10 protein-coding genes are annotated in these 12,032 nt (G+C 60.7%); 1 reads left to right on the top strand and 9 read right to left on the bottom strand.

Annotation, left to right across the window (positions count from 1 at the left end; translation table 11 throughout):
• Positions 1-31: 31 nt before the first annotated feature.
• From HWX91_RS05675 to mnmC, 7 genes are all read right to left on the bottom strand, one after another.
• On the bottom strand, positions 32-556 hold the full coding sequence (locus HWX91_RS05675; RefSeq protein WP_028197608.1) for an SET domain-containing protein: 525 nt from the start codon (positions 554-556) through the stop codon (positions 32-34).
• 220 nt (positions 557-776) lie between these two features.
• Positions 777-1,889, bottom strand: coding sequence for an NADH:flavin oxidoreductase/NADH oxidase (locus tag HWX91_RS05670; RefSeq protein WP_028197609.1), 1,113 nt, complete (start codon positions 1,887-1,889; stop codon positions 777-779).
• Positions 1,890-1,962: 73 nt separating this feature from the next.
• Positions 1,963-2,676 carry a glutamine amidotransferase gene (locus tag HWX91_RS05665; protein WP_028197610.1) on the bottom strand — a complete coding sequence of 238 codons (714 nt, stop codon included), beginning with the start codon at positions 2,674-2,676 and terminating at the stop codon, positions 1,963-1,965.
• Positions 2,677-2,804: 128 nt separating this feature from the next.
• Entirely contained in the window at positions 2,805-3,443 is a 639-nt protein-coding gene (locus tag HWX91_RS05660) for a MarR family winged helix-turn-helix transcriptional regulator (RefSeq protein ID WP_028197611.1), read from the bottom strand.
• A gap of 536 nt (positions 3,444-3,979) precedes the next feature.
• Positions 3,980-5,095, bottom strand: a complete 1,116-nt coding sequence (locus tag HWX91_RS05655; RefSeq protein WP_028197612.1) for a YbdK family carboxylate-amine ligase — start codon at positions 5,093-5,095, stop codon at positions 3,980-3,982.
• Positions 5,096-5,235: 140 nt separating this feature from the next.
• On the bottom strand, positions 5,236-6,441 hold the full coding sequence (locus HWX91_RS05650; protein WP_028197613.1) for a cation:proton antiporter: 1,206 nt from the start codon (positions 6,439-6,441) through the stop codon (positions 5,236-5,238).
• Positions 6,442-7,285: 844 nt separating this feature from the next.
• The gene (gene mnmC, locus HWX91_RS05645) at positions 7,286-9,253 is read right to left on the bottom strand and encodes a bifunctional tRNA (5-methylaminomethyl-2-thiouridine)(34)-methyltransferase MnmC2/FAD-dependent 5-carboxymethylaminomethyl-2-thiouridine(34) oxidoreductase MnmC1 (protein WP_028197615.1); all 1,968 of its coding nucleotides are present in this window, start codon (positions 9,251-9,253) and stop codon (positions 7,286-7,288) included.
• A gap of 415 nt (positions 9,254-9,668) precedes the next feature.
• On the opposite strand from mnmC, the gene HWX91_RS05640 reads away from it, so the two are divergent.
• Entirely contained in the window at positions 9,669-9,947 is a 279-nt protein-coding gene (locus HWX91_RS05640) for an HU family DNA-binding protein (protein WP_006050811.1), read from the top strand.
• 122 nt (positions 9,948-10,069) lie between these two features.
• Here HWX91_RS05640 and HWX91_RS05635 read toward each other — a convergent pair whose 3' ends face one another.
• Positions 10,070-11,374: a GTP-binding protein gene (locus tag HWX91_RS05635; protein WP_028197616.1), complete on the bottom strand. Its 1,305-nt coding sequence runs from the start codon at positions 11,372-11,374 to the stop codon at positions 10,070-10,072.
• 142 nt (positions 11,375-11,516) lie between these two features.
• Positions 11,517-11,963, bottom strand: coding sequence for a lytic transglycosylase domain-containing protein (locus tag HWX91_RS05630; protein ID WP_028197617.1), 447 nt, complete (start codon positions 11,961-11,963; stop codon positions 11,517-11,519).
• Positions 11,964-12,032 lie beyond the last annotated feature (69 nt).

The raw sequence follows: 12,032 nt of genomic DNA, 5'->3' as shown, positions 1-12,032 counted from the left end.
TCAACCTGGTGCTCACCCGAGGCGGCCCGCTTTATTTCTTCTTCGCCTTTTTTGCGGACGTTTTCGCCTTCTTTGCCGTCTTGTCCGACCTGGACGCGCCCTTCTCTTTCTCCGGCGGCGCCAGCATCGTGCCGCGGCACTTGCGCGCGCCGCAGCGGCATTCGTATTCCTTCTTCAGCTTCTTGGTCTGGCGTGCGTCGATGACGAGGCCGTAGTCGTAAAAGACTTCCTCGCCCTCGGCGATGTCGCGCAGCGCGTGCACATATACATGACCGTCGATCTCTTCGGCTTCGCAATTCGGCGCGCACGAATGGTTGATCCAGCGCGCGCTGTTGCCATTCACCTTGCCGTCGATCACCTTGCCGTTATCGAGCGCGAAGTAAAACGTGTGATTCGGCTCGGCCGGGTTATGCGGATGACGGCGCAGCGCTTCCTTCCAGGAGATCCGCTCACCCTTGTATTCGATCAGCCGTTCACCCGCCGCAATCGGCTCGGTGGCAAACACGCCTTTGCCGTGCACACCCGAACGGCGCACGGCGATCCTGCGTGAACTCATTGAATGAATCCTTGTGAAGAACTGGGGGTGAAGATCCGGCAATCGCCAGAAACGCCCGCGTCTGACGCGCTGCTTTTTCTGACGCGGATAGCAAACGCGGCGCCTTGCGAGCGCCGCGTCGACCTGCGACGCTCATGCGCCACATCCGGCATCCTACACGCTCAAGACAGCTTCCTTCAACCGTCAAAAAGACGTGAACGCACAAGGCGCGTGTGCAGCTTTACCGTTGTCCGAACGAAATCTCGCCGAACAGCGCCTTTTGCTCGCGTGGTTGCGAGCGCCAATACTGCGGCGGCGCTTCGACCGTCGCACCGAGTTGAGCCGCGGCATGCCACGGCCAACGCGGGTTGTAGAGCAATGCACGCGCCAGTGCGATCAGATCGGCGTCACCTTCTTCGATGAGTTGTTCGGCGTGCAGCGGATCGGTGATCAGGCCCACGCCGATGGTCGTGAGGCCGGTTGCTTGTTTGACGGCCCTTGCAAAGGGAATCTGATAACCCGGCTCGAGCGGAATTTTCTGCAACGGCGAGACGCCACCGGACGACACATCGATCCAGTCGCAGCCACGCTTTTTCAACTCCTGCGCGAACACGATCGTTTCTTCGAGCGTCCAGCCGCCTTCCACCCAGTCAGTTGCCGAGACACGTACGCCGACCGGTTTGTCGGCCGGAAACGCGGCGCGCACGACGTCGAATATTTCGAGCGGAAAGCGCATCCGGTTCTCCAGCGAACCGCCGTAATCGTCGTTGCGTTGATTGGCGATCGGCGACAGGAACTGATGCAGCAGATAGCCATGCGCCGCATGCACTTCCAGCGCGTCGACGCCGAGGCGCGCGGCACGCCGCGCGGAAGCCGCGAACGCTTCGCGAATCCGGTTCAGCCCAGGAGTATCGAGCGCGAGTGGCGGCTCTTCACCCGCTTTATGCGGCAACGCCGACGGCGCGTGCGGCAACCAGCCGCCTTGTGAAACGGGAATCAGTTGACCGCCTTCCCAAGGCACGTGACTCGACGCCTTGCGTCCCGCATGCGACAACTGCATCGCGACGCGAATATGCGAGTGTTTGCGGATCGCGGCGAGCACCGGCACCAGCGCCGCCTCGGTGGCGTCGTCCCACAGTCCGAGATCGCCCGGCGTGATGCGTCCATCAGGCTCGACAGCGGTCGCCTCGATGCACAGCATGCCGGCGCCCGACAGCGCCATACTGCCGAGATGGATCATGTGCCACGCGGTAGCCTCGCCACGTTCGGCGGAGTACTGGCACATTGGGGAAACGACGATGCGGTTGGGAAGCGTCACGCTACGCAGCGTGAGCGGAGAAAAAAGCGCGCTCATGGATTACGCCCTGTAAAAACCCAAGAGCGGACGAGCATAGCACTGCGGCTCATTGTCTGCAGGCGCGCGCGGATCAGGGTTTCGGTTCGACCTGATCGAGCCACTCGCCAAACATCCGGCGCGCGGCGATTTCCAGCACCGGCCCGAACTGCGCCGTCTCGGCCCGCAAGCGGCGTACGTCGATACCATGGCCGGCGATCTCGCCGGCGTTGCCGATCAGCCAGGGCTCGAACCGGTCAGCGCGAATCTCCGGGTGGCATTGCAGACCCAGCACGTGCCCGCCCCAGGCGAATGCCTGGTTTTCGCAGGCAGGCGTCGAAGCGAGACGGGTGGCGTTGTCGGGCAGATCGAAGGTGTCGCCATGCCAATGCAGCATCGACGTGAGCGCGCCATCCAGATGGCGCACTGGCGACGCACGGCCGGCATCGGTGAGCGTAAGCGGTGTCCAGCCGAGTTCGGTATGGCCGGCGGGATAGACCCGCGCCCCGAGCGCACGCGCGATCAGTTGCGCGCCGAGGCAGATGCCGAGCGTCGGCAAACCGGCGGCGATCCGCTTCTCGATCATGGCGAGCAACGGCACGAGCGTCGGATAGAGCACGTCGTCAGTTGCACTGATCGGGCCGCCCAGGATCACCATGAGCGATGCGGCGACCGGGTCCGGCGCCTCGATGCGGGCAAAGCCGACGTCGAGATAGCGCACCGGCCGACCGCGCTCGCCGAGCTCCAGTTCAAGACTGCCCAGATCCTCGAAGTGCACATGGCGAATGGCCAGAACTTCGCGATTCATCAGCCTGCCCCACCTTCAGGTTGACTAAAGACTTGCCGCTACGCGGCGCGAACCGGCCAGCGGACGGCAATCGCCGGCCGCCGGAGCACGGTTTGGCAGTGTAGCGGAATGTCCTGAAAGACGCCGCCTTATTGGGCGAAGATCTTCCAGGTCTTCTTCTGGGTGGCGATGTCAGCCGCTTCGTACACCGAGCAATCGAGACGCACGTCTGTGTCCGACATATTCAGATTGAGCAGCGCGCAATGATGCGGCGTCTTCTTCGGCGTCTTGCTCGGCTCGAAATGCGTGCAGGTCAGGCACATGCGGTGCGGCGGAATCGTGCCTTGCACTTCCAGCTGATGGATGGTCTTGAGCAGCGTGCGATAGAACAGCGACTGCTCTTCGTCGCGCAGCGTGCCGACCGCTTTGGCCAGAAAGTCCGGCCATTGCGCAGCGCGCTTCGCGGCGGTGCGGCCACGCGCCGTCAGACGGACCGCGAGAGCGCGGCCGTCGTCGAGGGCACGGCGTTTTTCGACCAGGCCTTTGGTCTCGAGCGTGCTCACGGCGTCGCTGGTGGTTGCGGCGGTCAACGCCGTTTCGCGGGCAATTTCGCCAAGACGCATCGGGCCCTTGCGTTGCATCAGCAAGACCAGGATTTCGCCCTGGGTCGGCGTAAGGCCTGCGCCCTCCGCCCATTCCCAAGCCTGGCTCCGCATGGCCGTGCTCAATCGCAATAGGCTGTGGGTCACTCGCCCGGTTGCCTGTTCTCCGTATACGCCTTCGCTCATAATCTTCGTTTGGTTTATTAAAGCTTGCGTGCAATGTCGGCGAACCGCTGCCGAACAAGCCCGTAGCCTGTGTGGGGTAGCCTCGCCCAAAAGCGAGCGAGACGGTTTCTACTATCTCAAAAATTTACCGCCTTACCAGCCAAAGGCAGCTAAAGCGACATTCTATGCGAGACCGGCCAATCGTACAGCTAAGTTATCCAACATAAGCTGTGGATAACCATGGGAAAACATAGGGGATCGCTTGTGTGCCGATTCTTGATAAGCAACCAGCCCCCGCTGCCCTAACCAAAGTTGTCCTCGTTTACCGGCTCCGACGCACCTTTGATCCGCCCGGTTATGGTTTACGTAGCACTTTGACTTTTCAGGGAATTATTCAGTTGTCCACAGGCAGATGCAATGCTTGTTAACTACTACTACGTATGTATACGTAAATTTTTGAAAAACCTAAGACCCCGCGAGCTGGAAATTTATTTACGAAAAAAAACCCGCACGAAGCGGGTTTCCTTACGGTTTAGCGTAAGCGATCGCGTCTCCGGCTAGGCTCGCCACTGCAAACACTGCTGCCTTACGGCTTCGTGCAAGGACTTTTCCCGCTCGAAGACACCGCGCAGCCAAGCCGCGTCATTGACCTGACCGCGTGCGATCGCGCCGATTTCGGCGAGCGCGTTGCCCGATCCCAATGCTTCGGCATGCGGTGCAATCAGATCCAGCGTTTCGAGGATGTCTTCGGAAATCGTCTTGCGCTCGCTCGTTTGCGGATTGATGCAGTTGCCGGCCAGACCGAAGCGGCATGCTTCAAAACGGTTGAAAGTGTAGACAAGGTAATCGTCTTCTTTCGGCGTGATCGGCTTGTCGAGCAGCAGATGCCGTGCAAGGGTCTGGATGTAGCAGGCAATCGCTGCCGCGCGATCCACAGAAAACGGCGTATCCATCACGCGCACTTCGATCGTGCCGAAACCCGGCTTCGGCCGGATGTCCCAGTAGAAGTCTTTCATGCTATTGACCACGCCCGTGTGAACCATCTTCGAGAAATATTCCTCGAAGCTGTCCCACGTCAGCACGAATGGCGCACGCCCCGACAACGGAAACGCAAACACGGAATTCAGTCGTGCCGAATGAAAACCGGTATCGACACCCTGTACGAACGGCGACGAAGCGGACAAGGCGATGAAATGCGGAATGAAGCGCGACATGGAATGCAGCAGGTACAGCGCGCTGTTCGGATCCGGACAGCCGATGTGCACGTGCTGGCCGAACACCGTAAATTGCTTGGCAAGGTAGCCGTACAACTCCGAAAGATATTGAAAGCGCGGTGTATCGACAATCTGTCTTTCACTCCATTGCTGGAATGCATGCGTGCCGCCGCCGCACAAGCCGACGTTCAGATGATCCGCTGCGGAAACCAGCGTGTCGCGAATCTTGCGCAGATCGGTGACGGCCTGTTCATGCGTCGTGCAGATACCGGTCGACAGCTCGATCATGCTTTCGGTGATTTCCGGCGTGATGTTGCCGGGGATTTTTTCATCCTTGATGAGGCGCAGCAGGTCTGAGCCGGCTTTGGTCAGATCATAGTCATGCGTGTTCACGATCTGCATTTCGAGTTCGACACCGAAGGTGAACGGTTTCGAATCGATGAAGGGTTCGAGTGACATAGCGTCCCCTGAGTCAGGTCGGCCGGTGTGTCACGTGGCTGTGTCACAAGTCCGGCCGTTTTTTTGAAACGAATAAACGGGATAAAGCGAGGATAAAGCGCGCAAATCAAGCATCCAGCGCATCGAGTAGCAGTGCTGCGTTACTCTTCGCGCCGTTCGGCCACCAGCGCCAGGCTGCGATACACGAGCCACGGCCCGAGAATCTGCAGCACGAAAATCGAACACATCACGATCGCGCGCAGTTGTGGATCGAAATTCGGATAAAGGTTGTAGGTATCGTCGACAAGCAGGTACGCAAGCGCCGACATCGGCGAGAGCGACAAACCGAGGGCCATGCCCTGCTTCCAGTTCAAACCGCTCGGCTTGGCAAAGGCCATCACGCCCACCAGTTTCGCAACCAGCCGCGCAATAATCAGACCCAGCGCAGCGACGCCGCCGAGCGCGATGTCTTTCCATTCGAACGAAGTCAGCGTCAACACGAACAGAATCACGGTCAGCAGCCAGCCTGCCGTGCCGAAATGTTCCGGCCACAACTGCGGACGCGCTTCAAGATTCTTAACGATGATGCCCGCGGCCAGCAACGCAAGAATGGTGGAAAGCTTGAACACGTGCGCAATCGCAATCGCCAGCAGTACGAGGCCGAATAGCGCGACAAACGAATGCTCGTCCTGCATGTTCAGACGTCGATAAAAAAACGTGCAGGTGCGTGCAAGCAGATAGGCCAGTACGAGCGAGCCGACCAGCAGATAAAGCGGTTGCAGAATCGTGGCATAGACGTTGCCGTAAACCTCCTGATGCAACCAGCTGGAGACCAGCTTTTCGATCACCACCGCGTACATGCTGTTCAACGCGGTCAGGGTCAACAACCGCTGAGTCACCTGGCCTTCCGCGCGCAACTCGGTTTTGAGCTGGATCACCATGGCCGGCGAAGTCGCCATCGCGATCGCGGCGAGCACCGTTGCCACCATCAGCGGCACCTTCAGAAACAGCAGCACCGGCAACACTAGCGCGAACGTCAGCGTGGCCTCGGCGACGCTCGACAGAATCAACCAGGGATTGCGGCGGATCCAGCGCAGATCGAGCCGGCTGCCCAGTTCGAACAACAGCAAACCGAGTGCGACGTCGAGCAGCGGCCGGGCCGCGGTCGCGGACTGCGCGTCGATCACGCCGAAACCGGCAGCGCCCGCTATCAGGCCGATGACCGCATACCCGGAAATGCGCGGTAAGCGCCATGCGCGAAAGCAGAGTTCACCGCACAGACCCGCGGCGAGCAACGCAAGACCGGCCCAAAAAATGGCATCGGGAGTGAGTGGCCAGGCAGGAAAAAATGAAAACGCCGACTTCATTGTGATGGGTTCTCCTTGGCAGCAACGGCAGACGACACGAACCGGCCTCAACACCGGTGAGCGGCTGAGCACATGAGGCGCTCACTGTTGCGATCGCTTCGCGTGACCCGCGTTGCGAGTTTTCAATGATCGGATGATCTGAATGCGCCGCGGTCGCGTGGAGCGCGACGCATTTCGGGGTGCGGCCGTAGCAACCGGCACGGAACGGTTGAAAGAACGCCGTCGACTTTGAATCAGATTCTGATTGAGCGGCACCGTTCCGTTGCAGCGAGTGCCGCCCAGGGCGAGGCACGACGCGGAAAAGAACGGCGATTGTGCCATAGCTTTTTCATACTTGATTGAAAAGACCGGAACATGCCGTCAAAACGGTAAAAACGTACGTTAACTTCGCATGACGCGGAAAATGCGACCGTTTTGCCAGTGAATCAGGCTCGCGCAGGTTACCGATTCAACGTTGCAGAACTGTTTTTTCCGAAACACTGCGGACGCCGTTTTCTACCCATTGCAGGAAGTTCGAGCTCGGCGATTGCGCTCGAGGTCGAGCGGGTTCTTCTGTTTACAGGTTTACCGTATGTATACGTAGTAACAGTTAACAAGGTGCCTCGTTTTCTGTGGATAACCCCGGTTTACCGAATCGATTCAGTGGGTTGTCGCTCGCATAACAGGATGCACAGCATGTGCGGCAGCAGCGGGTATACAAGGGTAACTTTTGGCGATTTTCGGCGGCGGCAAAGTTACCCCGTTTACGTCCACAACGGTTCCACATGAGTTGCGCGGGTTAACAAGGCGGTTATCCACAAGTTTCAGTGGATAACTTTTTCGTCACGGCTGTTTGCGTGTGCGCTTAGTCGGCTGTGCCGTGGCGCAACGCACGCAAGAGGAAGCGAGCCGGATCGATATCTTCTGCCAGCTCGCGTTCGAGCGGCCAGGGCTCACCTTCGATCTGGGAGGCAATCAACTCGGCGCCCAGGCTTGCCCACACCAAACCGCGCGAACCGTAAGCGAATGCGCCGTACAAGCCGTCGACACGTGGCAAATCGAGCGGCCAGGCGCCACGCAGACGCAGGGCGTCGCGTGCCGCCGCTGGTTCGTCGGCTAAATTGCCGATCATGGGCATCCGGTCGCTCGTCACGCAGCGAAACGCGACGCGCCCGGCGAGCGCTGCCGCGCGTGCCGGATCGATAACGCCGTCAAAAGCCGGCAGCATCTGCGCGACCCGTTCGAGGTTTTCCAGATGGCCATCCGGGCGCAGCGAGGTGTCAGGGTCGTCGAGTTCGTAGGTGGCGCCGGTTAGCGTGACGCCGTCGGCGAGTGGCACCGCGTAGCCTTCGCCTATCACCGGCATGCCGAGCGGAGGTACGGTGCCGGCCGGCAGCAAGGTCAGCTGGCCGCGGATGCTGCGGGTTGGCGCGTGACGCAAACCGGCGATGCGCGCGGCCTCGTGCGCACTTGCGACAATGACCACCGGCGCGCGCGCGAGCGCCTGCCCCGCCACATCGAAGACGGTCCATTGATTACCGGACCGTTCGAGGCGCCCCACGTCCACGCAGAAGCGGCGCTCGAGCAACCCGCCCGCGGCTGCGCACTGCGCGGCGCAAAGCGACGCCGGGTCGATCCAGCCGCCGTGCGGAAACAACCAGCCACCGTGCGCGAGCGGCATGCCTGCTAAGTGCTGTGCTTCGTTCAGCGATAGGGGCGTGACATATTCAGGCGGGTAACCGAACGCCGTGATTGCTTCGCTCATCGAACGTGCTTCGTCGTCGTCCGCGGCGATCTGCAGCAGGCCTGGAGCGCCGCGCAAGGGACGATGGCCCAGCCGTTCGAGCGCGGCCCAACGTCTGAGCGTATAGAGAAAGCCCGCTCGCGTAACGCGCGAAGCGACGCTGTCATCCCGCGAGATCATCGGATGGAATACGCCGGCAGGGTTGCCCGAGGCGTCCTGAGCGACCGATGCGTGCCGCTCCAGCGAGGTGACGCGCCAACCGCGTGAGGCCAGGCGCTCGATCGCCGCGCAGCCGGCGAGTCCGGCGCCGATCACGATCGCGTGCCGCTCATCGACTTCAAGCGGCGCGGGCGGTTCATAGCGGCGCACACGCCAGCGTGGCGCGAAATGGCCGACCAGCATCGCGCGCTTCCAGCCGAAGCCGTCGACTTTTTGGTACACAAAGCCGTTTTGGGTCAGCGCGCGCTTGATGTCGCCGGCGCTGCTGTAGGTCGCGAACGTGGCGCCTTCGCCGGCCAGACGAGCGAGCGCCTTGAAGATCGCAGGCGTCCAGATGTCCGGGTTCCTGGCCGGCGCGAAGCCGTCGAGATAGAACGCATCGGCGCATAACCTCAATGCGGGCAAGCTTTCCGCCGCGTCGGCGAACACCAGTGTCAGTGTGACGCGGCCATTCTCGAATTCGAGCCGGTGCGTGCCGGGGACCAGCATCGGCCATTCAGTGGCGAGTGTGTCCGCCAGCGCGGCAATTTCGGGATTCGAAATCGTCGCTGCATAGACGCTGCGCAAATCGGCCTGAGTAAACGGATGCTTCTCGGTCGAAACGAAGTGCAAGCGTTCGCAACGCGCCGGATCGGCTCGCCATGCGGACCATGTCGTGAGGAAATTGATGCCCATGCCGAAGCCGGTTTCGAGCACGGTAAACACGCGCCTACCCTGCCACCGCTGCGGTAGCTTATTGCCCTGGAGGAACACGTATTCAGCCTGTTCGAGACCGCCGACGGCGCTGTGATAAATGTCGTCGTAGCGCGGTGAAAACGGCGTGCCGTTGTCGCGGAATGCGAGGACGGCGGGGATCAACGGATCGGTCATGCGCGGTGGAAAATGACGCTCGAAAGAGCGGATCAGACGTTACCGCCGGCGCGGGCAGCTCGCCAGGCGGCGAAAAGACGTGTGGCAACGTTGGCAAAAACCAACGCTAAGCCCCGTCCACGCTGGGTTTCAGCCTTCGATTGAGGTCCGCGAAGAGAAAAAAGAAGGGTTTCCCCTGAATCTCGGCCCCAGAACCGCTTAAATCTTCGAAACCCTTGTCCTGATTGGGTTTGCGCTGCGCTATCATAGCAAGCGCCGCGAAGGGAGCGGCGGCACGGCCGTGGGGCGGTCAATTACCCCATGCTAATTGTCCGGAGGGGATCCGGAGCCGCAGCTGCTCGACGGCGCGGCCCGCGCACGTATAATCGGCGCGTTCGCGCTGTTCGTGTCAACCTAAACTCAGAAAGGAACCTTAATGAACAAACAGGAACTGATCGACGCCGTCGCAGGACAGACGGGCGCCAGCAAGGCTCAAACCGGTGAGACGCTGGACACGTTGCTTGAAGTGATCAAGAAGTCTGTGTCGAAGGGTGATGCGGTCCAGTTGATCGGCTTCGGTAGCTTCGGTTCGGGCAAGCGCGCAGCACGTACGGGTCGTAACCCCAAGACCGGCGAAACTATCAAGATCCCGGCCGCCAAGACCGTCAAGTTCACGGCTGGTAAGGCGTTCAAAGACGCAGTCAACAAACGCTAAGCAGATTACTGCCCGGCAGTTGACGCCCGCCAATGGCGGGTTTTTTTTCGTCTGGAATTACTGTTTAGCCGTGACGGGCGTCGCGGCTAAACAGTTGCGTGAGGCGCAACGGCCTCGCCGGCTCAATCGTGACGATGCACGATTTCGCCGTGGCCATGGCCGTCGTGATCATGATGATCGTGGTCATGGTCGTCTTCGTCGAAATCCCATGCCGGGAACGGATCGGCGAATTGTTGCCACGCTTGCGGTCCCGCCGCGTATTCCTCTTCGGTGACGAGGCACGCATCGAACTTCGCTTTCCATACTGCCGGGTCGATGCCGACGCCGATCATCACCAGTTCCTGGCGACGGTCGCCAATGCTCAGATCGTCCGGATCGCCGTACCAGTCGGCGGCAATTTCGGCGGCCAGCTCGTCGTCGCCATCCGGCCATTCGCTGCGATCCTGAGCGGCCCACCACATGCCCGCCGGACCATGCCGGCAAGCGCCACCCGCCTGCGATAGCGAACCCGCAATGTCGTTACGCGTGGCGAGCCAGAAGAAGCCCTTGCTGCGCAAGACGCCCTGCCACTCCTGATGCAGCAGCGCCCACAGGCGCTCCGGATGAAACGGCCGCCGCGCGCGGTAAATGAAATTGCCGATGCCGAATTCGTCTGCTTCACCGTGATGAGCATGGCCGTGTTCATGCTCCTGATTGAGCGACGCCAGCCACCCCGGTGCGCTCGACGCCTCGTCGAAATCGAAACGTCCGGTGTTCAGCACGTCGGCAAGCGGCACCTCGCCGAAACGGCTCACTACCTGCACGGCACGCGGATTGATGCGCGCAAGGATGCGTTGCAAACGCGTGAGTTCGTCGGCGCTCACCAGATCGGCCTTGTTCACCACCAGCACATCGCAAAACTCAATCTGCTCGATCAACAATTCGACCAGCGTGCGATCGTCCTCTTCAGTGGCGGCGATGCCCCGTTCGGACAGCGCGTCGGCGGAGCCGTAGTCGCGCAGAAAGTTGAACGCGTCGACCACCGTCACCATCGTATCGAGCCGCGCGATATCGGATAGCGACACGCCGTCGTCGTCGACGAAGGTGAAGGTTTCGGCGATCGGCATCGGCTCGGCCACGCCGGTCGACTCGATCAGGATTGCATCGAAGCGCTTTTCGCCGGCCAGCCGCTTGATCTCAACCAGCAAGTCGTCGCGCAACGTACAGCAGATGCAGCCGTTCGACAGTTCGACGAGTTGTTCTTCGACATGCGAAAGCTCCGCGGCGTCGCGCACCAGCGTTGCGTCGATGTTGACGGCCGCCAGATCGTTGACGATCACGGCAACGCGCAACCCTGCACGGTTCGCAAGGATGTGGTTCAGGAGCGTGGTCTTGCCCGCGCCCAGAAAACCGGAGAGGACGGTGACGGGCAATAGCGGCTGGTTCATCGCAGTACGGAAAGACAAGAGGATTGGAGGGCGTGCCGGGTGGGGTCGCATGACTCCTGGGCCAGAAGACGGCCGAACACCGGCGGCAGCACGAAGCCGCATTGTGCATCAAAACGGAAAAGGGCCGCGCGGCGAGAACGGCTCAGTGCGCAGCCGGCATCAGATTCCACTTGCGCAGGATGGCGGCGATCTGCTGCGCATACTTGTCACGCAATGCCGGCGTCTCAGAGTGATACGCGCCGACCGCCTGCCAGGTATTGCCGTACTTGTTCATCTGACGGCGCAGATGCCACGCCGCGATGTAGACGTTCTTGCAGGGCTCCATCAGCGTGCCTTGCGAGATGCCGTACTGGGCGAGCGTGGGCAGATGAACCGAGTTGATCTGCATGACGCCGTAGTCGGTGGAGCCGTTGGCGTTCTTATGCAACGCATCCGGTCGATTGTGTGACTCCTGCCACGCAATTGCGCGCAGAATCAGGGGGTTCACCTTCTGATATCCTGCGGCCTCGTCAAAGCAATCGGCACGCGCGGACCCTGCTGCGATCAGCACGGCAAGTCCTGCGGCGACAGTGACGAAGGTTCGTTTCATCAGTCAATAAATACGACTAAGCAAATCGCAAGTATAGGGTTTGACAAGGCATTGCACCGGCCATACTTC

The sequence above is a fragment of the Paraburkholderia fungorum genome, from assembly GCF_902833645.1.
In the GTDB taxonomy this organism is placed as follows: domain Bacteria; phylum Pseudomonadota; class Gammaproteobacteria; order Burkholderiales; family Burkholderiaceae; genus Paraburkholderia; species Paraburkholderia fungorum.
This window is presented reverse-complemented; position numbering and strand designations above follow the sequence as displayed.